This window comes from Pedobacter sp. Leaf132, assembly GCF_920984695.1.
GTDB lineage: Bacteria > Bacteroidota > Bacteroidia > Sphingobacteriales > Sphingobacteriaceae > Pedobacter.
In genome coordinates, this window is record NZ_CAKLBO010000009.1 from 170,797 (window position 1) to 194,394 (window position 23,598).

Annotated in this window: 18 protein-coding genes; 9 read left to right on the forward strand and 9 right to left on the reverse strand. The window is 34.1% G+C overall.

Going from position 1 to position 23,598, the window contains the following annotated elements:
- Positions 1 to 13: 13 nt before the first annotated feature.
- The 6 genes from LUA86_RS15810 to LUA86_RS15835 all read right to left on the reverse strand — a co-directional run bounded on the left by LUA86_RS15810 (position 14) and on the right by LUA86_RS15835 (position 7,642).
- Positions 14 to 577: a hypothetical protein gene (locus LUA86_RS15810; RefSeq protein WP_231464477.1), complete on the reverse strand. Its 564-nt coding sequence runs from the start codon at positions 575 to 577 to the stop codon at positions 14 to 16.
- A gap of 300 nt (positions 578 to 877) precedes the next feature.
- Entirely contained in the window at positions 878 to 1,477 is a 600-nt protein-coding gene (locus LUA86_RS15815) for a hypothetical protein (RefSeq protein ID WP_231464479.1), read from the reverse strand.
- Complete coding sequence (locus LUA86_RS15820) at positions 1,437 to 2,384, reverse strand: hypothetical protein (RefSeq protein ID WP_231464483.1); 948 nt, start codon at positions 2,382 to 2,384, stop codon at positions 1,437 to 1,439. The genes LUA86_RS15815 and LUA86_RS15820 overlap by 41 nt, the downstream gene beginning before the upstream one ends.
- Before the next feature lie 368 nt (positions 2,385 to 2,752).
- Entirely contained in the window at positions 2,753 to 4,078 is a 1,326-nt protein-coding gene (locus tag LUA86_RS15825; RefSeq protein ID WP_231464484.1) for an OmpA family protein, read from the reverse strand.
- A gap of 98 nt (positions 4,079 to 4,176) precedes the next feature.
- Positions 4,177 to 5,895: a gamma-glutamyltransferase gene (gene ggt / locus LUA86_RS15830; RefSeq protein WP_231464487.1), complete on the reverse strand. Its 1,719-nt coding sequence runs from the start codon at positions 5,893 to 5,895 to the stop codon at positions 4,177 to 4,179.
- Positions 5,867 to 7,642, reverse strand: a complete 1,776-nt coding sequence (locus LUA86_RS15835; RefSeq protein ID WP_231464490.1) for a long-chain fatty acid--CoA ligase — start codon at positions 7,640 to 7,642, stop codon at positions 5,867 to 5,869. Before LUA86_RS15835 ends, ggt begins: the two co-directional genes overlap by 29 nt.
- Before the next feature lie 251 nt (positions 7,643 to 7,893).
- Here LUA86_RS15835 and LUA86_RS15840 point away from each other — a divergent pair, with 251 nt between their 5' ends.
- A complete protein-coding gene (locus LUA86_RS15840; protein WP_231464493.1) occupies positions 7,894 to 8,370 on the forward strand; it encodes a hypothetical protein in 477 nt (158 codons plus the stop codon).
- 73 nt (positions 8,371 to 8,443) lie between these two features.
- On the opposite strand, the gene LUA86_RS15845 is transcribed toward LUA86_RS15840, so the two are convergent.
- Positions 8,444 to 10,273, reverse strand: a complete 1,830-nt coding sequence (locus LUA86_RS15845; RefSeq protein WP_231464495.1) for a M61 family metallopeptidase — start codon at positions 10,271 to 10,273, stop codon at positions 8,444 to 8,446.
- Positions 10,274 to 10,638: 365 nt separating this feature from the next.
- Between LUA86_RS15845 and LUA86_RS15850 the strand changes: the two genes are divergently transcribed.
- The 6 genes from LUA86_RS15850 to htpG all read left to right on the forward strand — a co-directional run bounded on the left by LUA86_RS15850 (position 10,639) and on the right by htpG (position 19,688).
- Positions 10,639 to 11,730 (forward strand): efflux RND transporter periplasmic adaptor subunit, encoded by a 1,092-nt coding sequence (locus tag LUA86_RS15850; protein WP_231464498.1) that lies wholly within the window; start codon positions 10,639 to 10,641, stop codon positions 11,728 to 11,730.
- A gap of 2 nt (positions 11,731 to 11,732) precedes the next feature.
- Positions 11,733 to 14,846 carry an efflux RND transporter permease subunit gene (locus LUA86_RS15855; protein ID WP_231464501.1) on the forward strand — a complete coding sequence of 1,038 codons (3,114 nt, stop codon included), beginning with the start codon at positions 11,733 to 11,735 and terminating at the stop codon, positions 14,844 to 14,846.
- 5 nt (positions 14,847 to 14,851) lie between these two features.
- Entirely contained in the window at positions 14,852 to 16,162 is a 1,311-nt protein-coding gene (locus tag LUA86_RS15860) for a TolC family protein (protein ID WP_231464504.1), read from the forward strand.
- A 17-nt stretch (positions 16,163 to 16,179) separates the two neighbouring features.
- Positions 16,180 to 17,043, forward strand: a complete 864-nt coding sequence (locus LUA86_RS15865; protein WP_231464506.1) for an N-acetylglucosamine kinase — start codon at positions 16,180 to 16,182, stop codon at positions 17,041 to 17,043.
- 92 nt (positions 17,044 to 17,135) lie between these two features.
- Positions 17,136 to 17,525, forward strand: a complete 390-nt coding sequence (locus tag LUA86_RS15870; RefSeq protein WP_231464509.1) for a PleD family two-component system response regulator — start codon at positions 17,136 to 17,138, stop codon at positions 17,523 to 17,525.
- A gap of 276 nt (positions 17,526 to 17,801) precedes the next feature.
- Positions 17,802 to 19,688, forward strand: coding sequence for a molecular chaperone HtpG (htpG, locus tag LUA86_RS15875; protein ID WP_231464513.1), 1,887 nt, complete (start codon positions 17,802 to 17,804; stop codon positions 19,686 to 19,688).
- Positions 19,689 to 19,748: 60 nt separating this feature from the next.
- Here the strand turns inward: htpG and LUA86_RS15880 are convergent, their stop codons facing one another.
- Positions 19,749 to 20,249 (reverse strand): type I restriction endonuclease, encoded by a 501-nt coding sequence (locus LUA86_RS15880; protein ID WP_231464516.1) that lies wholly within the window; start codon positions 20,247 to 20,249, stop codon positions 19,749 to 19,751.
- Between the two features lie 349 nt (positions 20,250 to 20,598).
- Between LUA86_RS15880 and LUA86_RS15885 the strand changes: the two genes are divergently transcribed.
- The gene (locus tag LUA86_RS15885; protein WP_231464519.1) at positions 20,599 to 21,339 is read left to right on the forward strand and encodes a LytTR family DNA-binding domain-containing protein; all 741 of its coding nucleotides are present in this window, start codon (positions 20,599 to 20,601) and stop codon (positions 21,337 to 21,339) included.
- Positions 21,340 to 22,170: 831 nt separating this feature from the next.
- Here the strand turns inward: LUA86_RS15885 and LUA86_RS15890 are convergent.
- A complete protein-coding gene (locus LUA86_RS15890) occupies positions 22,171 to 22,317 on the reverse strand; it encodes a hypothetical protein (protein WP_231464522.1) in 147 nt (48 codons plus the stop codon).
- Positions 22,318 to 22,468: 151 nt separating this feature from the next.
- Between LUA86_RS15890 and LUA86_RS15895 the strand changes: the two genes are divergently transcribed.
- The gene (locus LUA86_RS15895) at positions 22,469 to 23,596 is read left to right on the forward strand and encodes a sensor histidine kinase (protein WP_231464525.1); all 1,128 of its coding nucleotides are present in this window, start codon (positions 22,469 to 22,471) and stop codon (positions 23,594 to 23,596) included.
- The last annotated feature ends 2 nt before the right edge of the window (positions 23,597 to 23,598 follow it).

Genomic DNA, 23,598 nt, shown 5'->3' on the forward strand with positions numbered 1-23,598 from the left:
GTTACCTCTACTCTTAAAATTTCTCTTGTTTTGATTTAAGCATATCAGAGTATAGAACCGGAATATCTACTTCGAAATAATTAATACCTTTTAAAAACTGTTTTATCTCAGGTTGTATAACAACTTTAAATTTTCCAGCTTTTAACTCTTCTTCTATTTCTTTTAATTGACTTAGAGTTAGTAGCGAGGTATTTTTCATCAGAAATTCTATCTCAATAGGACTTCCATTTTCATTCATTTTAAAGCCAATAAATAAAAAATCATTAAAACCTTTCGGTAACTGTTCTAGTATACTAAGTGGGATATATTTAGCACATATTTGGGTCACTATCTTTTTATCAAATTTAATATAGCTGTTTATTTTTATATCTTGGGGTAAATTTGGAGCATAAAATCTTACTTTGGAAAATTTATTTGATGTATTTACGAGTTGAGTACGTTTATGATCTGGTTTTTTTATCAGATAAGTTTCTCCGGATATATTAATTTTTCCCTCATCCATTTTGGCAAGAGGCTTTTGCGTTTTGCAGGCGATAATTAAAAAGCTTAAGGATATAGTTAGAATTACATTTTTCATAATGAGAATTTATTTACAATTAGAAGTAGAAAATAAGTTCTCTTTTTCCATCACTGGAGATATATGAATAGGTAAATATATCGTGTTCTTTAGTCACATTCTTATAAATCCTCTTTGAAGAATCTGCCATAAAATATAAATACAGGTCTTCGCCCTTTCTTGCGAAAAGCCTACTTTGATTATAAACGTAAATATAAAACACGAAACAAACGATTTAAAAATCATTAATTTATTACCTTTCAATGAATTACGTAAGCATGATTAAACTTAAAATGTCAAATAAAATTTCCTAATTAATACCTACCTTATTCCTAATTCATCCCTAATTAATGCTTTATAAGACAAATTCGAGATGATAATTCCCCATTTATTTTTATTATTACCAAAATCACGTTTAGTCATTAAGACCTGAAAACGTTCCTTACTCCAGAACAAAATGTTATGGTCATCTAAAGAATTAATTTTAGATTCAATTCCTTCAGGATTTCCTAATTCCGAAACAATTTTGTTAAGCAAAAATACATCCAATTTGACCATTAAATAAATAGCAAATTCACTAGCATTACCGTTAGTATATCCATACAAATGTTCTACTGCATAACCAAACAAAGAATAATTTTCAATAGTTGAAGTTGCCCGACGGTTTATCTTATATATAGAGAATTCATTATTTAGCTCGAATCTTTCTTCCCAATTAAATTCGTAATAATTAAATTGTTTATGAATAAGTTGAAGCAAAGTTTCTTTTTGAAAAATTAATTTATCTAACTTAAAATTATATTTTGATTCGATTTGGCTATATGACATAGTTACGGGTAATAGTAGCAAAAAAGTTAGAAAACTTTTTTTAAAATTAAATTTAACAATCATTCGGATTTGTCCAATCACTTCTTTCTTCATTTCGGAATACTATATTAGGGCTTCCAGTTCCGTTCGTTCCCGCAGTCCCCATGTGGGTCATCGTATAGAGATTAAGCTGTATTTTAAAATACTGAATTACTGCGGCATCATTTGGTAAATATGGAGCGTTTCTAAATTCCGTATACGTCATATTTCTAGCAAATTCAACGGCTTGTGCAGATCTATTTGCGGCTCCACCAGCTGACAACTCAACAATATCTCCATTACTCTTTGTGTAATATGTCGGCAAGCCAAAGACAATATGATTAACATCAATATGCCTAATTAACCTGTTACTACCCCCAACCCAAACCCACTCAAGCTTGATTTTATTTAGACCTGCCTCTTGCCAATTTGCGCCTGAAGTTTTAATAAAAACGAATGACTCGCAGTCTGTATCCAAAGATTCATCTTTACCTGTTCCAGTATCACCGGGAGGTTGTTCTTCTTGGTCAACCCCATTCGGACCATTCGTTCCACATCCTGTACTAAATAGATAAGACCAATGCTGATCTACTTCAACATCGTTCTCATAATACGTATCAACCCAATAATAGTGGACACAATTGGATTCCATTATTATATTATCCTTTAATTTATTCAAACTTTGCAGCTTATTAACTTTAAGGTTTGGTTGTTTATTAGACAGTTTATTTTCGTCGCTCGAATTTTGAAATCGAAGAATTGATTTATCCTTAATCTTTTTACCTAATGACGTAAGTTTATACAACTTTAATGGCGTTAAGCTTGTTGTATCAGATAAATTTTCCTTAAATAGATTTAATATTTGATATCTTCTAAGGTCATTTTCAACTTTGATTACCAAATATAATTGACCCTTTTTATTAGTTAAATCAAAAAGATTAGTCTTTATTGGTACAGTAAGTATAAGAGATTGTTCATTCAAATACTGCGTTTTTACATTATCCCATTCGGGTTGCTGCTCAATCTTAATTGAGCTTCCAGTATTTGAATTAAGGTTGCTATTTTTATTCTTAATTTGTTCTAAGTACCAAGATTTTGCATCTGAAATTTTATCAGAAATTGATAAGTTTGATGAATTATCCTTTTTACACGAATTAAAAACAAGGGTAAAAACGTGAACCCTATTATAAGCAATAAATTTATTTTTCTCATCCTGAGCGATTTTAGATTAAAGATTAGTGGGATGAGATTATCTAAAATAATAATTATTTATTATATAACAAAATATCTTTTAAATAAAAAATGCCCCTTGATGAAAATCAAGGGGCATTTTTTATAATTTATTAATTTCTAGTATAAAGTAAATTCTACACGACGATTTTTCTGACGACCAGCTGCAGTTTTGTTAGTTGCAATTGGTTGACCCATTCCGTAACCTGTAGCTTCGATACGAGAGGCATTAGCACCTTGAGAAACTAAGTAAGCTTTAACAGATTCTGCTCTTTCTTTAGATAAACGTAAGTTTAATTCTTTAGAACCTGTGTTATCAGTATGACCAGCTAATTTTAAGCTAAAGTTTTTCTGTACCAATAAAGCAGCAACTCTGTTTAATGATGCAAAAGATTTAGAACGAATTGTAGCTTTACCTAAATCAAATTCTAAGTTTTTAATCGCTTCGTTAACAACTTTACGATCTTCTTCAGTAACTACAACTTTCTCAACAACTTTTTCAGGAGTTTTCAAAGGACAACCTGAACCATCAACAACTGTACCTGAAGGTGTTCCTGGGCATTTGTCTAATTTATCAGCCACACCATCACCATCTGTATCTTTTAATAAATCAGCCATTTCAGAACGTAATCTAGCATTCTCAGCTTTTTGAGCATCTAAATCACCTTTTAATGCATTAGCCGTATTTTTTGCAGCAAGTGCTTCATCATAAGTAGCAGCAACCGGATTATGGAAAGCTAATTGTTTTCCTTTACCTAATGCAAACTCTAAACCAGCGTAAGCATAGTTGTATTTATCGTTAGTTCCGTTTTTGTATAAACCATCTAAATTATCACCATCAACATAGTTGATAGTCCAACCTAAATCGATATTAACACCATCAGAAACTTTGAATTTTGCACCAACACCTACCGGGATAATTAATTCATTGATTGTTTTTCCACCTGCATAAGACGATGAACCACCTGCAGTAGTGATAGTTGGTTTGTAACCAGCTAAACCAGCACCAGCTGAAGCGTAAAGTTGAACAGCGTTTTCTTTTCTGAACATATCAATATTGAACATATTGATAACTGCACTTAAGCTAGCTGAGTAATTTAATTTTGTATCGAAAGCAGATACAGTGCTTGTATTAGTGAAACCACTGTCATAAGCTTCAGTGTTATCACCTTTTAATTTACCCATTACTCCGTCTAAACGCAAAGAGAAATAGTTAGTTAATTGTTTCTTCACGTATACTCCGTAGCCGAAACTTGTTTTGTTATTGCTAAAATCGTTTCTTCCACCTAATGGAGATAAAGGCGTTAAACCACCGGCATTTACACCAATTGACCAAGTTCTGAAAGGGGTTGCTGATGAGGTAGCAGGCTCTTGAGCCATTGCAGTAGACCCAACTAATAATCCGGCTAGCACAACCGGTAGGGATTTGAATAAATTTGATTTCATCTTGTTTTAAGTTTTAACGTTAATAAGCGTTGCCCACCTATTACAATCGTCATACCAAAAATGTTTAAGAATGATAAATAATTTTCAACTATTTAAAATTAATAACCTATAGCTTTATCGTCACCACGCGGATCGGCTCCGCCTTGGTAATAACCCCATTTGGTTCTAAGGATTGCATCAACACGCCCAATTGGCCCTCTAGACAATATTTTGTACCCCTTTGATTTTAATTTCTCGGTAGATAAACTATCTAAAGCACCTGTTTCTACATACACTTCATCTGGCAGCCATTGATGGTGAAATTTTTTAGCAGAAACAGCAGATTGCATCGACATATCAAAATCAATAACATTAATGATTGTCTGAAATACAGACGTTATAATGGTAGAGCCTCCGGGTGTACCAACAACCATAAATAATTTTCCATCTTTTTCAACAATACTTGGTGTCATAGAGCTAAGCATTCTTTTGTTAGGAGCAATGGCATTGGCTTCTCCGCCAACCAAACCATACATATTTGGTGCCCCTGGCTTTACAGAAAAATCGTCCATTTCATTATTCAAAAGAAAACCTGCACCTTTTACAGCAACCAGCGACCCATAAGAACCGTTTAACGTAGTGGTTATAGACACTGCATTTCCTTCTTTATCAACTATAGAAAAATGAGTGGTTTCTTCATGTTCTTTTGCATTTACATCACCTGCTTTAACTTCAGCGCTCGGCGTTGCTTTAGCCCAGTTAAAGCTTGCCATTCTATTTGTATTGTATTTAAGACTGGTTAATTTTGATTCAGGCACTTTATAAAAATCAGGGTCGCCGAGGTGTGTAGCCCTGTCTGCATAAACTCTTCTTTCTGCCTCAACAATCAATTGAACTGTAGAATCTGCATTATGACCCCATTTTTTTAGTGGATAAGGTTCTACAGATTGTAATAATTGAATAAGTGCAATACCGCCGCTAGATGTTGGCGGCATGGTAATAATTTTATATCCTCTATAATTCCCCGTTATAGGCTTACGCCATGCAGAATGGTAATTTTTCAAATCTTCTTTAGAGATTAAACCCTTCCCTTTCTGCATTTCTGCCACAATAAAATCAGCAACACTTCCCTCATAGAACCCTGCTCTACCTTTTTCCTGAACCAATTTTAAGGTGTTTGCCAATTCTTGTTGAACTAATAGATCATTTTCCTTCCAGGTGCCTTCTAAACTTACAAATGCGGTTCCATCCGGATTAAATTTCATAAAATTTCTGTGTAGACCATTTAGTTCACCAGCCTGGCGTTTGGTAATTTGAAAGCCGTTTTGAGCCAAATCAATAGAAGGTTGTACAACCTGTGCCCAGGTTAATTTACCGTATTTTTTATGTGCTTCAACCATGCCATCAACTGAGCCTGGTACACCTGCTGCAAGATGACCGTACAAACTTTTAGCTACAATCGGGTTTCCGGCAGAATCTAAATACATATCTCTACTTGCCGCAGAAGGTCCTTTTTCTCTAAAATCAAGGGTGTTTATTTCTCCTTTTGATGAACGATAAACCATAAAGCCACCGCCCCCAATATTCCCCGCATTGGGGTAAACAACTGCCAATGCAAATTGAACTGCTACCGCAGCATCAACAGCATTACCACCCTTTTTTAAAATATCTACACCAACTTTTGATGCTTCGGGATGCGCAGACACCACCATCCCGTTTTTGTATTCATCACTATTTTTTTTACCTAATTGTCCGCTAACACAACCAGAAAGTGTTAAGGCAATTAAAAAACATCCTGTTAGGATAAAATTAAGTTGAAGCTTTATAGTCTTCTGCATCTTTGTAAATTTTTTCAATTATAGTATTATTTTTTTCGGTTATTACCTTTCTTTTCAAGCTTAATTTTGGTGTAAGTTCCCCACCATCAATACTCCATTCTTTTGGGAGTAATGCAATTCGTTTAATTTGCTCCCATTTACCAAAACCCACATTAGCAGCTTCAATTACTTCATTATATCTAGCTAAAATCTGTTCGTTTTTAATTATTTCTTCGTTAGATGTGAACGAAATCCCTTTACGAGCCGCCCAGTTTTTTAACGTTTCAAAGTTCGGCACAACCAATGCCGACGGAAATTTTCGATTTTCGCCTAAAACCATTATCTGCTCAATAAAAATAGATTCTTTATACTTGTTCTCTAGCATTTGTGGCGCAATATATTTGCCACCGGCCGTTTTAAACATCTCTTTTTTCCTATCGGTGATTCTTAAAAACCGACCATCAACCAATTCGCCGATATCGCCGGTGTGAAACCATCCATCTTTATCAATCGCCTCGTCGGTTAAATCAGGACGGTTATAATAACCTTTCATCACCTGATGTCCGCGGGTTAAAACTTCCCCATCTGGTGCAATTTTAACTTCTACACCACTAATCACTTCTCCAACAGAACCAAACATTGTACCGCCGAAATGATTAACCGTAATTACAGGCGAAGTTTCTGTTAAGCCATAACCCTCAAATACCGGCATACCAGCGGCCCAAAAAATTCTGGCTAAACGAGGATTTAACGCTGCACCACCCGAAACAATAACCACAATTTGGCCACCTAATGCTTCCTGCCATTTTTTAAAAACAAGTTTACGAGCGATGGAAAGTTTAAAATTATACCAGGCTCCGGCATCAATTGTATACTTTTCGGCAAGCGCCACCGACCAAAAGAAAATTCCCTTTTTTACTCCGCTTAGCGATTTACCTTTTTCCATAATTTTATCGTAAACCTTTTCTAACAAACGCGGTACGGTAGAAAATGCATTAGGTTTTACATGCTGAATATCGGCAACAATGGTTTCCATACTTTCGGCATAATAAACTGAAGTGCGGTTAAACAGATATAAATAAATTATCATCCGTTCGAAAATGTGTGAAAGTGGCAAAAAGCTTAAACCTTTATTAACGCCTTGCGGCATTACCACCGCAGAATGCACAAAATTACAAACCAGATTACTATGCGTAAGCATTACGCCTTTCGGTGTACCGGTTGTTCCAGAAGTATATATTAAGGTAAGAATATCTTCGGGTGTAATTTGGTTACGATGCTCATCAAGATTAATTTCGGGACTGTTTTGCCCATCGTTAATAAGCACTTTCCAATTATCAGCTCCGCTAACTTCATTAAAAGTATAAATCTTAATTTGAGGATTTACAGCCTCTATATTTGGTTTTACTTTCTTATATAAATCTTCATCCGCAACAAAAATTATTGAGATTTCAGCATCCTTTAATATGAATTGAATATCGTGATCAGCTAATGTTGGATATAAAGGAATTTGATAAGCACCAATTTGATTTGCAGCAAAATCTGCAATGTTCCATTCTGGTCTGTTATGAGACATTACAGCAACTCTACCACCTTTTTTAATGCCAACTTTTATTAAACCTCGGCTCAAACTATCAACGGTGGCACAAAATTCTTCTGTACTGTAATTTATCCACTTGCCATTTACTTTTCCGTTAATAAATTCTGACTTAGGCTGTTCAAGACTAAATTTTAGGAGGTCGAATACACGTTTAATATCTGCAGCCATAAGATTTTATTATTTGGTTAAGTTAAAAATATCACCTCAAAAAGCCAATGAATATCAAGAGGTTGAATTCTGGAGATCATCTAATTTTTATGGAAACTATTTTGAGGTACAATTTATTGGAATAAACTTAGCAAATACATTATTACTATGCAAGCATTGTTTTTATGAAAGACAATTTTTACCTAAAAAATATAAACGGCACTAAAGTTGTTAGGCAGATATTACTTTAAAAAAACATTAAATATCACATTATGAAAAAATTATTTACTATTTTATGTTGCACAGCTCTATTTGCTCTGGCAACAACATCTGTAAAAGCACAAGACTACAAAAATGCTATTGGTGGTCGTTTTGGAAGCTACAACGGTGTTTCATTTAAAACTGCTTTAAGTTCAAACACTAAGTTAGAGCTAATTGGTAATTTCAGAAGTAACCGTAATTTTAGCTGGGCTCAATTAACCGGTCTTTACGAAGTTTATAATCCAATTGGTGGTGCGCCAGGTTTAAAATGGTACTATGGTGGTGGTGCAAGTGTAGGTTCTGTTAAAAATAAAGCATTTGATTCAAGCGATATTTACTTAGGTCTTAACGGTGTTTTAGGTTTAGATTATAAATTTAAGGGCGCTCCGATCAACTTATCACTAGATTGGATTCCAACTTTAAGAGTTACACCTGATACTGATTTCTATAGTGGAGATATTGGTTTAGGTGTTAGATTCACTTTCTAAGCTTAATTCAAAATAAAAAACGCTCTGGTAAATAATTATCAGAGCGTTTTTTTATGTCAAAAATTTTATCAATTTATATTCCCATCCACTTTTTCAATACCGCTTTTTGAGCCGGTGTTGCATTTTCATCAATGGTTGCTTTTAAACGCACACTCGGATTAGCCTTTAGTGTTAAAGTAATCTCTTTTTCAATTCCATCACGTTTAACTTTAAGCTTTAATGTATCGCCAATATTCTTTTTGGCAACAATAGGTAATGCTTCTAAAGATACAGCTGGTGTACGCAATTTAATATTTGATAAAGCATCACCAACGGTAACATCATCAAGTGAAATAATTACATCATTCACATTTAAACCAGCATCCCAAGCTGCAGAACCTCTTGTAGTGCTGGTAACTGCTAAACCATCATTGGTTAATTGTCCGGCTGCACCTGTAACCGGCTTATCAGGTGTGGCATTTTCAGTAGAAACATTAACGCCGGCATAGCCAAAGTATTTTACATATTCAGCATCAATAACCCCATTCACATATTTCTCCCAAAAATTTGTAAAACTAATACCAGCAACTTTTTCTACCATTGCTTTAAATTCAGCATCAGTATAACCGCGTTTTAATGTTTTACATTGCAGGTACATTGCTTTCATCACATCATCTAAACTTTTAGCGCCTTTTGTTGCATTGATGATTTCCAAATCCATTAAAATACCAATTACTTCACCTTTACTGTAATAAGAAATTGAATTATTTTTCGAATTTTCGTTAGGGCGATAACCAATTATCCATGCATCATAACTTGATGAAGCAGCAGATTGAACTTTAGCGCCCGGAGTATTTAAAACAGTAGCGGTTGCTGCTGCTAAACCATTTACAAATCCATTCGGATCTTCAAAACCTGCCCTTAACATGTATTTGTTTTCGTAGTAAGATGTAAAACCTTCAGCTACCCAAAGATTAGTTGTATAGTTTTCATTATCATAATCAAATGGGCCTAAAGCTACCGGACGTAAACGTTTTACATTCCACAAATGATGATATTCATGCGCAACTAAACTTAAAAAGCCTTTATAACCCGCAGCTGTGCTGTAAGCATTTCTGGTTGCTCCTAAAGTTGTAGAATTTAAATGTTCTAAACCTCCGCCACCGCGGTTAAAATTATGAACAATGAACAAATAATATTTATTTGGATTTTCACCATAAACTGCTGTAGCCTGCTCAACAATTTTGGCCATATCAACCTTTAACTTTTCTTTATCATAGTTACCTCCACCATACATTGCAACCTCATGGCGAACGCCCGAAGCCATAAATTCGAATGTATCCTGATTACCAACTTCAATCGGACTATCATATAACCAATCGAAATCTGGTGCCGAGTAAGTAAATTGTGCTCCAGCAACAGGAGTTAGGCCTGTAGATACTTTGCTCCAGGTATTAAACGGGATAATTTTCACCGTGCTCGGAGATTTAATCATCCCAGCCGGATGCATAAAAATTCCTGTTGGCGATAAAAACGCATGCGATTCATCGATAAATGGTGTACGAACAGAAATTTCAAAAGCATAAACACGATAGTTTATTTTAATGTTGTTCGCCTTAGCAGAGAATATCCTCCAAATATTTTTTCTTACTTTTTCTACTTTTAAGGCTTTTCCAGAAGCTGAAGCTGTAAATCCTTCAACACTTTTCTCAAACTCGCGAACCAGGTAAGAACCTGGCGTCCAAACCGGCATTTTAACATCAACATAATCTTTTGCTAAGCCCGAAATATTCATTTGAACTTCGGCATAATGAGCTTGCGGCTCTTTAAAGGAAACCTCAAAACCTATTTTTACTTGCGCCTTCGCTCCCATAACCGCTAATAGTATTAAAACTAAATTTAAAATTGACTTTTTGATAAACATATAGATTTGTTTTGTCGCAAATTTATATTTTATGTGGATGGATTAAAATTAAATTACAAATTGTGTCGTAAAATAATTGTGGTTAAATCTCAAAGTATCAATTTACTGCTCAAAATCTGCTTATGTAAAATAATTGTGCATATTTAAACCTGCTTGTTAAATGTTTGTCGTTAACATAGGGCAAAACTTAAAAGTAGTATTGCAACAATAGATGAAATATTATGATTGTTGGATTATTAGAAAATAAATATGCTGTAACATCCTTAATACAACATTTTTAGCAAGAACTAAATAGATATTTTTACGCTCTGCTTTCTAAATTAAAACAGTTAACTAATGTTTAGAAGGCTCAACACAAAAGAAAAATGAAGAAAAGGTATATTTTTTACGCCGTTTTAGCGCTGGGTTTAGCTTACCTGGTTTACTACCGAATTAATGCAAACAAAAAATTAGAAGGAAAAGGTGGCGCTGCCTCTGGTGCAGCTAAAGGAGGAAAAGATGGTAATTCGGCACCTCCAATGGCTGTGGAAGGCATTGTGGTAAAACCTACAACATTTGATAGCGATTTAGAGGTAACAGGAACCATTGAGGCAAATGAATCAGTTGTGTTAAAAAGTGAGGTTTCTGGCTTAGTTACCGGGATTTACTTTACCGAAGGTGCAAACGTTTCTAAAGGTGCAGTTTTAGTTAAAATTAACGATAGAGATATTCAGGCGCAATTACAGGAAGCTTTAACCAAACAAAAACTTTCTGCTACAAATGAAAACAGGGCAAAACAGCTTTTAGAAAAAGGAGCGATTAGTCAGGAAGAGTACGATACCTCTCTTGCAGATTTAAAATCTTTACAGGCGCAGGCACAACTTATACGTGCACAACAGGCAAAAACAATAATCAGAGCGCCATTTAGCGGACGTGTTGGTTTAAGGAATATTTCATCCGGTACTTACCTAACACCATCAACTGTTATTGCGAACCTAGTTAGTACAAACCCGGTAAAAGTTACTTTTTCGGTACCTGAAAAATATGCAAGACAAATTAAAATGGGTGGAAATATTTCTTTTACTACAGATGGTTCGCCAACGTTAAATATTGGAAAGATTTACGCCATTGAACCGGGAATAAATGCTGCAACGCGTACTTTACAAATCAGAGCCTTGGCTCAAAACAATGAAAATAAATTACTACCGGGTTCTTTTGCAAAGATAAAATTGGCACTCAGCACTTTACAAGATGCTATTTTAGTACCTAATGAGGCTATTATTCCGGTTTTAAAAGGAAAAATTGTTTACGTTCAAAAAAATGGAAAAGCCGAAGAAGTTGCTGTTGAAGCCGGAACACGTACGGATGAAAGCATTGTTATTACTTCAGGTTTAAAAGCAGGCGATACCGTTTTAACAACCGGCTCTATGTCTTTAAAGAAAGGTTCTGCGGTGAAAGTTCGTTTGGCAAAAGATTAAGTATGAGCATTTCAACCACGAGTATAAAACGCCCGGTTCTGGCAATAGTGATGAATCTATTGATTGTCCTGTTTGGAGTAATCGGCTATAACTTTTTAGGGGTTAGAGAATACCCGTCTATCGATCCAACGGTGGTATCGGTAAGAACTTCTTACCCAGGGGCAAACTCTGATATCATCGAATCGCAGATTACAGAGCCGTTAGAGAAATCTATAAACTCGATTGATGGTATTCGTAACATCTCATCATCAAGTAATCAGGGTACAAGTAACATTACAATAGAATTTAACCTTGATAAAAATATTGAGGAAGCTACTAATGATGTAAGAGATAAGGTTTCGCAGGCAGCAAGAAATTTACCAAGAGATATTGATGGCTTACCAATTGTAAGTAAAGCCGATGCCAACTCCGACCCGATTTTATCCATGACTATTCAGAGTGATAAAAGAAACACTTTGGAGTTGAGTGATTTTGCAGAAAATGTAATTGCAGATCGTATTCAAACCATTCCTGGCGTTAGTAGCGTGCAAATTCAAGGTCAAAGGAAATATGCAATGCGTATTTGGATGGACCCAAATAAGCTTAGTGCTTATGGTTTAACAGCACAAGATATTGTTACAGCGCTTGATAATGAAAACGTAGAATTACCCTCGGGAAAAATTACCGGCGCAACTACCGAGCTTACCGTAAAAACATTAGGTAAATTGGTGAATGAAGAACAGTTTAACAATTTAATCCTAAAATCAGACAGCAATCAGGTTGTTAAGCTAAAAGATGTTGGAAGTGTTGTTTTAGGTCCTGAAAACGAAGAAACCATTTTACGTGAATCAGGCAAACCAATGGTTGCTGTTGCCATTATCCCACAACCTGGTGCCAATTATCTTGATATCAGCAAAGAATTTTATAAACGTTTTGATAAGCTAAAAGCAGACATTCCGAAAGATATTAAGCTGAAAGTTGCTTTAGATACTACGCTTTTCATTAAGCGTTCGGTAACTGAAGTTGCTGAAACCATTGGTTTATCACTGGTTCTTGTAATATTGATTATTTACTTGTTTTTTAGGGATTGGGGCATCGCATTCAGACCATTAATTGATATTCCGGTATCCCTTATTTTTACATTCTTCATCATGTACGCCTTCGGATTTTCGATAAACGTACTAAGTTTACTTGCCATTGTTTTAGCAACAGGTTTGGTTGTTGATGATGGTATCGTGGTAACAGAAAACATTTTTAAGAAAGTTGAGGAAGGCATGTCGCCTTTTGAAGCGGCTATTAAAGGTTCAAACGAGATATTTTTTGCGGTAATATCTATATCCATCACGCTTGCTGCGGTATTTCTTCCGGTAATTTTCTTACAAGGCTTTGTTGGAAGATTATTTAGGGAATTTGGTGTGGTTATCGGCGCTGCTGTTTTGGTTTCGGCTTTTGTATCCTTAACCCTTACGCCAATGTTAAATGCTTACCTGATGAAAAAAGGCGGGCATAAACCATCTAAATTTTACAATTGGACAGAGCCATATTTTGTAAAGTTAAATGATGCTTACGAATCGAACCTGAACAAATTTTTAGATAAACGATGGTTAGCTGCACCAATTATTTTGGTGTGTATGGGGATGATTTTCTTATTCTGGAAAATTTTACCAAAAGAAACAGCGCCTTATGATGATAGAAGTGCCATAAATGTTAACGTATCAACTCCAGAAGGTTCTTCTTTTACATACACTGATAAATTTATAATGAAAATTAATCAGATGATAATTGATTCTGTTCCGGAGAAAAACGTAAACATTACCATAACTTCTCCGGGATTTGGTGGCGCAGGTTCAACAAACTCTGGTTTTGTTAGAATGGGTTTAGTAGATCCGGGAGAGCGAACGCGTACGCAGAAAGAAATTGCAGATATGCTAACCAAAATCACTAAAAAATATAGTGAAGGTAAAACGATTGTAAATCAGCAGCCAACCATTTCTGTTGGTCGTAGAGGCGGGTTACCTGTGAGTTACATTATCCAAGCGCAAAATTTCGAAAAGCTTAGAGAGAAAGTGCCATTGTTTATGGATGAAGTGGCAAAGAATCCTACTTTCACTGTATCTGATGTTAACTTGAAATTTAATAAACCAGAAATTAACCTTACCATAGATAGAGATAAAGCCAAAAATCTTGGTGTTTCTATTTCTGCAATTGCGCAAACTTTAAACCTTGGCTTAAGCGGACAACGATTTTCGTACTTTTTTATGAACGGGAAGCAATACCAGGTTATTGGCCAGTTTGATAGAGCCGACCGTGCAGACCCTTTAGATTTAAGCTCAGTTTACGTTAGAAACGATAAAGGCGAACTCATACAGCTAGATAATTTAGTTACTGCGAAAGAAGAAAGCAGTCCGCCGCAATTATACAGAAACAACCGTTTTATTTCGGCTACAGTTTCAGCTGGTTTAGCGCCAGGAAAAAGCATTGGCGAGGGAATTGACGCAATGGATGATATTGCAGCCAAAGTGTTAGATGAAACCTTTTCTACCGATTTAAGTGGTGAATCTAGAGATTTTAAGGAAAGTTCTTCCAATACCTTTTTTGCTTTTGGATTAGCGCTTCTTTTGGTTTATTTAATCCTTTCTGCTCAGTTTGAGAGCTTTAAAGATCCTGTAATTATTATTTTAACCGTTCCGATGGCTGTAGCAGGTGCATTTTTATCGCTATGGTTATGCGGTCAAAGCTGGAACATTTTTAGCCAGATTGGAACAATCATGCTAATTGGATTGGTAACCAAAAACGGGATTTTAATTGTAGAATTTGCAAATCAGCTAAAAGAAAAGGGAATCCCTATTCCTGAAGCCATCCGCGAAGCATCTGTTTCTCGTTTGCGCCCAATTTTAATGACGAGCTTAGCCATTGCTATTGGCGCATTACCAATTGCTATGGCCTTAGGTGCAGCAGCAAAAAGTAGAATGAGTATGGGAACCGTAATTGTTGGCGGAACCATGTTTTCATTGGTTTTAACCTTATTTGTAATCCCTGCCATATATTCTTACTGGGCTAAACCTTACAAACCAAATAAAGACTTAAAAGAAGCAGAACGTTACGAACATGAAGCTTTGGAGACAGCATCAAAATAAACAAAATGATTAAAAAAATAAATCTATTTGTGTTGTTACTGAGCATTTTTTTTACTGCTAAAGCGCAAGAAATGCTCACTTTGCAAGATGCAATAACTATTGCAATGCAAAATAATTACGATATAAAAATTAGCAAGAACAATATTAATATTGCAAAAAATAACGCCAACATAGGTAATGCTGGTATGTTGCCAAGCCTAACCGGAACTTATTCAAACGGAGGAAGCCGCCAAAATACCCGCCAAACGCCGGCAACAGGCCCCGATAGAGTAATTACCGGAGCCAGAAGTACAAATAACGACTTAGGTGCAGATTTAAACTGGACAGTTTTTGATGGATTTACCATGTTTGCAAATTATGACAGGTTAAAAGAACTTGAAAAACAAGGCGAGTTAAATTCTCGCTTAACCATTTTAACAACCATTGCTGATGTAATAACTGCATACTATGATGTTGTAAGACAACAAAAATTAGTGGTCGCTGCAGATAGTGCAATTGATGTTTCCGTTTTTAGAGAGCAGATTGCAAAAACAAAATTACAATTAGGCAGAGGTTCTAAATTGGATGTACTTACTGCACAGGTTGATTATAATGCAGATACATCAAATTATTTACAACAACTCAATGCTTTGCAAGTAGCAAAAGTTAGGCTAAACCAAATTATGGCGAGAAATGTTAATTTAACATTTACGGCCGCAAATGATGTAGCTATTGATAACACTTTAGTATATAGCAAACTTGCAGAGCTTGCAGAAAAGCAAAATCCTAATGTTCAAAATGCTTTTATAAATCAAAGAGTTGCATCGTTAAATCTTAAATCGATTAAGGGTGCAAGATATCCTGTAGTAAGTTTAAATTCTGGCTATAGCAGAACAAATAGCACAAGCCCAACAGGGTTTAACCAGAAATTTGCCGCCAATGGTTTTACTTATGGGGTAACTGCAAGTTTGAATATATTTAATGGCTTTTTGCAACGGCAACAAGAACGTAACGCCAAGATAGAGATTGATAATTCTACATTAAACCTAAACAAAACCAAACTCGATATTAGCTCTCAATTGCTAACGGCTTATCAGAATTACATAACTTATCTTGATTTAGTGAAGTTGGAGCAGAAAAATGTTGATATTGCAAAAGAAAATCTTGAAATTACATTAGCCAAATATAAATTAGGTAGCATCCCGCCATTAGAGTTAAGAGAAGCTCAAAGAAATTCTATTGATGCTCAAAATCGATATATAGAAATGGAATACCAAGCTAAAATTGCCGAAACCATTTTAAAAGAGATTACCGGAAATATAGATTTATCTAATTAATTTTTATATTTATTGCCATGATACTTGTTGCAGATAGCGGCTCATCAAAAACAGATTGGATGGGTTATTTTAATGGTAAAGTGATTAAATTTAATACTCAAGGTATTAATCCATACTTTTTAAATGAGCAGGAAATAACAACCATCATTTCAAAAAACGAAATAATTGCACCCTTAGTAGATGAAGTAACCGAAATATATTTTTTTGGTGCAGGTTGCTCCTCGCCCGATAAGCATGAGGTGGTATCTAACGGGTTATCAGCAATTTTTAAAAATGCTTTTATTTCAGTAGAACACGATTTGTTAGGCTCTGTTTACGCAACATGCGGCGATACTGAAGGGTTAAATTGCATATTAGGTACTGGTTCTAACATTTGCTATTTTGATGGAAAAAAAATCCATGACGGGCACCATGGTTTGGGTTATGTTTTAGGCGATGAAGGTTCGGGTACTTTCTTCGGCAAAAAAGTGCTCTTAAGTTTTCTATATAATAAGATGCCAGCAGATTTACGAGCAGCATTTAAGAAGGCATTTCCAGTAGAAAAGGAACAGATTATTACGAATATTTATCAGAAACCTTTCGCAAACATATACCTGGCCGGCTTTAGCCGATTTATGGCTGATAACCAGGAGCATGCCTTTATCCAGGAAATTTTAAGAAAAGGTTTTCAGGAGTTTGTTGATACAAATGTTAAAGATTATCCAAACTATAAATCCCTCCCCTGCCACTTTGTTGGTTCAATTGCCTACTACTATCAAAACACTTTAAAAAGTGTATTAGCTGAAAATGGAATAGAAACCGGCAAGATTTTGCAAAAACCAATTGAAGACCTTTTTAACTATATTTTAAATAAAGAAGGTATAGTAAAAGCGGTAAATTAATTGCTTTTTCACATTTATAAAATCTAAAAAGATTATAAACATAACAATAAACATATTGTTATAATTATAAAAGCGTTTAATGCATAAATAATATGAAGAGAATACTGGTAGTTGATGATGACGTAGAGGTTTTAGAAACCATTCAGTTGATATTAGAAATAGGTGGATTTAAAGTTTCGGCACTTCTTGATGGTGAAGAAGTTTTTAATAGAATAGAAAGCTTTAAGCCTGATTTGATTTTGCTTGACATATCATTAGGTCATATTGATGGCCGTGTATTGTGCGAGCAACTAAAATCAATTGACAGCACATCAAAAATTCCAATCTTACTTATCTCTGGATTATATGACCAGAAAGATTTTACAACTTTAAACTATGGTCAGGATGATTTCTTATCAAAACCTTTCCAAATGGATGTTCTTTTGAAAAAAATAAGTAAGATATTATCTTTAGAACAAGATGAAACATATTTAATGAATTAAGATAATTCTAAAAATTATTGAAGCCGGTTTATGCCGGCTTTTTTTTGCTGAAAAATTCAATTTGATGATGTGCTTTCAATTTAAACCCGATTGAAACGGCAGCCCCCGATTTTCTCGGGGCTAAAGTGTAAAGCGGGACTAACATTATTTGAAAAACAGGCTTTGCTTTCCAAATTTTTAAACTCCGGATTTTTATATCTTTCTGTCAATTTGTCAAATAAATTGGTTTGGAACATTGCTTGTTAGGTACCAAGAGATTAAATAATTTATTTACATATGAGCATTCAAGAAAAAGGGAATATATCGATACACACGGAAAATATTTTCCCAATAATTAAGAAGTTTTTATACTCAGATAACGAAATTTTCCTTCGTGAGTTGGTTTCTAACGCAGTTGATGCTGTTCAGAAAATAAAAAGATTAGGATCGTTAGGGCAGTTTAACGGCGAAGTTGGCCAACCATTGGTTCAGGTAGCAGTTGATAAAGAAGCAAAAACCATAACCATTAGCGATAATGGTTTGGGTATGACTGCCGAAGAAATTAAAAAATACATTAACCAGGTTGCATTTTCTGGTGCAAGCGAATTTGTAGAGAAATTTAAGGATGCTAAAGACGCAAACGAGATTATAGGTAAATTTGGATTAGGATTTTATTCTGCATTTATGGTAGCCGATTTAGTCGAAATACAGACTTTATCATACCAGGATGGCGCAGAACCTGCTCGTTGGGTTTGTGATGGTAGTACAGAATTTGAAATTACAGAAGGCACCAAAACTACTCGTGGAACAGATATTATTTTGCATGTTAACAAAGATTCTGAAGAGTTTTTAGAAGAATCTAAATTACAGGAAATATTAGATAAATACGCTAAATTTTTGCCTGTTCCGATTAAATTTGGTACCAAAACAGAATCAGAAGAAGATGGTGAAGATGAAGAAGGAAAGAAAAAATATAAGGATGTTGTAGTTGATAACATCATTAACACAACCAATCCGATTTGGACGAAAGCTCCTGCAGATTTGTCAGACGAGGATTATTTAAATTTTTACCGCGAATTATATCCTTTTAGTGAAGAGCCTTTATTTTGGATTCACTTAAATGTTGATTATCCATTTAATTTAACCGGTGTATTGTATTTCCCTAAGTTGAAAAACGACTTTGAAATGCAACGCAACAAAATTAAATTATACTCTCGCCAAGTATTTATTACTGATGAGGTTAAAGACATTGTTCCTGAATTTTTAATGCTTTTACATGGCGTAATTGATTCACCGGATATCCCTTTAAATGTTTCGCGTAGCTTCTTACAGGCAGATAGCAATGTTAAAAAAATAAATAATTACATCACTAAAAAGGTGGCTGATAAATTAGCAGAATTATTTGCTAAAGACCGTAAATCATTTGAAGATAAATGGAAAGACATTGGTCTTTTTGTTAAATACGGAATGATTAGTGAAGAAAAATTTTACGATAAAGCTAAAGATTTCGCCTTAGTTGGGAATACCAAAAACGAACTTTTTACGCTAAATGAATACAAGGATAAAGTATCTCCATTGCAAACAGACAAAAATGGAACAGTAGTTTATTTGTATTCAAATGATGCATCGAAACAAGATGCTTTTATACAATCGGCTAACAAAAAAGATTACGATGTTTTAGTTTTAGATTCTCCGATTGATAATCACTTCATTCAACAATTAGAGCAGAAATTAGAAAAGACATCAATAAAACGTGTTGATTCTAGCGTAGCTGATAAACTGATTGAAAAAGATGAAGTGAACGAGCATGTTTTAAGCGAAGAGCAGGTTAAAGAGGTGACATCAATTTTTGAAAAAGCAATTACAAAAGCCGGAATGCAGGTTGAAGTTGTTGCGCTAAATCCTGATGAATTACCTGTTACCATTACTATGGATGAATTTATGCGTAGAATGAAAGACATGGCGGCAATGGGCGGTGGAATGGGCTTTTATGGCCAAATACCGGATAGCTATAAAGTTGCTATCAATGGAAATCATAAATTGGTAAGTAAAATTTTAAAAGCCGAAGGTGAAGAGCAAAGTAACCTGGCAAAACAAGCAGTAGACTTGGCTTTATTGGCTCAAGGAATGCTAACTGGTGCAGAGTTAACTGCATTTGTGAGCAGAAGCGTAGAATTAATTTAATAGATAATCTTAAGATTATTTAATGCCAAAAAAGCCTCTAAAATTTTAGAGGCTTTTTTGCTAAACAGCAATATTATTTTCTTTATTTACGTTGAAGTAATCTTTATGTTCTTCTAAAAGCTTAGCTATTGTTGCAGCTTTCATGTCTTTAATGTTGAACTCAAACAAAGGTTCCTGATTTTTTTTGCTCTTAACCATTTTCTCGGTGTAAAAACGATAGTCTAAACCATTGGTTAGCAAACCATACTTAGCCTTAGTTTTACGGAAATATTTTGACAGGCGAGAATCGTTGATATCAAGATTATCGGCATGGTGCTTACATTCTACAAGGATAGTTGGTTCACCATCTTTCATAATAGTGTAATCTACCTTTTTGCTTTTTTTCACTCCGAAATCTGCAACTGCTTCAGATTGTACTTCAGATGGATTAAATACATCATAACCTAAGATTTGGATGAAAGGCATAACCAATGCGTTTCTTGTCAAATCTTCTGATTGAACTTGCGGAAGCATTTTCTTAATTCTAACTGCAAATTCTCCAATTTCGTCTTTAAGTTCCATAATCAAATTTTTAATTATATGTTCTTCTTTATTTTTGCAAATTTCCCTGTTTTGTATCGCCTTAAAAACATAAATTTCTAAAGGCCATACATAATTAGGGATGGGTAAATGTTGTTAACTGCTAGAAAATGAATCTTCTAACAATTATTCGTTTTTGGCAAACATCACTAATATTGATAAAACAACTAAAAGCTCTTATTTTTTTACACGAACTACCCAAAATTTTACATCAAAGCCAAAATTGATAAGCGTTTAGGCCAGAAAAAGATTTTGAGACGAGCTATATGAAGGAATTCTTTTTTTATTTAACTTGCGTTAAAATCATTCCAAACACACTTTGTAAAACATCATGAATTTAAAATGCGTTGTTATTGACGATGAGCAGCATGCTATCGAGGTTCTAACTGACCACATAGCCGAAATGCCTGGCTTAACGGTTTTTAAAACTTTTACCAGTCCGGTACAAGCTTTAACGGAGATTAGTGTGGGCGATGAGATTGATCTTTTGTTTATGGATATTGATATGCCAGGAATAAATGGCTTAGAATTAGCTAAAAATATTCGCGAAAAGGCGAAATATTTGATATTTACTACCGCACATCCAGATTATGCGCTACAGGCATTTGATGTGCAATCAGATCAGTATCTGCTTAAACCAATATCTTTCGCAAAATTTGCGCTTGGGATAGACAGAATTTTAAAGAAGGAAGCAAATAATGCTAAAAATGCAGCGAAAGAAACTGAACAGGTTGCTGCGCTTTACATTAAAGGAGATCATAAATATGCTTTCTCTAATATTTTGATTGATGATATTTTGTACATAAGGGCATTACAAAATTATATTCAAATAATAACGAAAACCGAAACAAATACCACATATCTAACCTTAAAGGAAATAGAAAAGGCTTTGGAAAATCATGCCTTTATACGTGTAAACAAATCTAATATCGTTGCTAAAGCAGCTATTAAGAAAGTAGATGGCAATATTATACGTTTAGTTAATAATGAAATGATTCAGATTGGAGAAGGATACAAAGAGGCATTCTTTGCTTATATTCAAAGTAGCTTATTAAAATCCGGAAGAAGTTAAAACTATTTGCTGAATATATTTGACATTGATGATTGTGTCATTAGTATTGTATTAGCAGTTGGATCCGTGCTAAAGAAATCTGAAGATTTGATATTTTTAAAGATAAAAATCGTCTTCTTTTTGATTTGAGTATTTGGCTTGAAGTTCATTTGATTAGGTTAAAGGAGTGACATCACAATTATAAGAATTAATTTTATTCTTACAATGTTTAAACTAGCTTTCCCGTCAAGAAATCAATACTAACATATACTCAATGGCTTATTTATGACTAATGTTAGATGGAGATTGGTTTATCATTTAAATTTCGGTATTGAATTTTATTAAGACTTGCCGCTTTTTTAAATGAGTTTAGATTTTTTTTAACTTGATATTTTAAGTTGTAAACTCTTACTTGTTGAAGATATTAGACATCGAAGATTGAGTCATTAATATTGTATTTGCAGTTGGGTCTGTGCTGAAGTTGTTTTGAGACTTAATGTTTTTATAAACAAATGCAGTGTTCTTTTTTAGTTTGATATTTTGAGTTTTCATATGATTACTTGTTGAAGATATTAGACATTGAAGATTGAGTCATTAAAATTGTATTTGCAGTTGGGTCTGTGCTGAAGTTGTTTTGAGACTTAACGTTTTTATAAACAAATGCAATGTTCTTTTTTAATTTGATATTTTGAGTTTTCATATGATTACTTGTTGAAGATATTAGACATTGAAGATTGAGTCATTAAAATTGTATTGGCAGTTGGGTCTGTGCTGAAGTTGTTTTGAGACTTAACGTTTTTATAAACAAATGCAACGTTCTTTTTTAATTTGATATTTTGAGTTTTCATATGATTACTTGTTGAAGATATTAGACATTGAAGATTGAGTCATTAAAATTGTATTTGCAGTTGGGTCTGTGCTAAAGTTGTTTTGAGATTTAACATTTTTGTAAACAAATGCCGTATTCTTTTTTAATTTTGTAGTGATTTGCGCTTTCATAGTATATATATTTATTGCTTTTAAGTAATTTGCTATCGTTTCGATTAACTGATGTAAAGGTGCGTCGAAAAAGAAGGTGATGCGAAATTTTTACATGAACCCGTTATTTTTACAGATAAAACCCCCTATTTAGTAGATAAAAACCATTTAAATGAACATTCTGAAGATTAAAAGCTGGTATACTAAAAATCATATCCATGTCAAAGCTTGGGCTATTTTTATTATATATGAGGTTTCTATAACATCAATCGTAAATAAGGGATTAGGAGATGTCGGCAGTTATTTATTTCACTATTCCCTCAATATTGGTCTGTTTTATTTTCATGCTACTTTTTTTCAAAAGTTAATGAATGGAAATATTAATTTCAAAAATTGGCTTTATATACCTTTATTGATATTAGAAATAATTTTATGCTTAGCCATTTCATACCCGGTAGACTACTTACTTTCTACGACAATATATTATCACCCTGAAAGACCAAAACTTGAGTTCAATAGTATATACGTATTGAGAGTTACTTGGAGAGCACTATATTTTATAGCTTTCAGTTCAGGTTACGTTTTCTTATTAAATTCTATCAAAGAACGAAGAAGGGTTCAGAAACTTGAAAAACAAAATTTAATTAACCAAATCGAAAAGCAAGCTTTAGAAAATGATTTAGTACAATCTCAAAACAATTTCCTCCGTAGTCAGATAAATCCACATTTTCTGTTTAATACCTTAAATTTTATTTACAATGATGCAAGGAAAAAAGCGCCTTTAGCAGCTGATGCGATTATGAACTTATCAGAAATGATGAGGTATGCATTAAAACGTCCTGAGGCTTCAGAATTAGTGCCATTAAGTGAAGAAGTTGAGCAAATTGAACATCTAATAAACTTGCATAAATTACGTACTGCAAACACGATAAACTTTAATCTTGAGGTAAATGATGATCTATTTGGACTAAGATTTCCGCCACTTATATTGTTAACCTTAGTTGAAAATATGTTTAAACATGGCAACATTACACATTCTGTGCAGCCTTGTATTGTGCAAATAAACTACGATAGGAAAAATTTAGTTATCACAACTATTAATATGATAAATGATGTGAAGAAAAAAGAAGTGGAGAGTCATCATGTAGGTATGGAAAACATAGATAAACGCCTTAATAACTTCTATAAAGATAGATACTCATTCAAATTTTATAAAGATGAAACCAATAGATATTTTACAGAAATAAGGGTAGATATTGAAAATCCAATGGCAGGGTTAAATCAAGCGGCAAATATTTAATT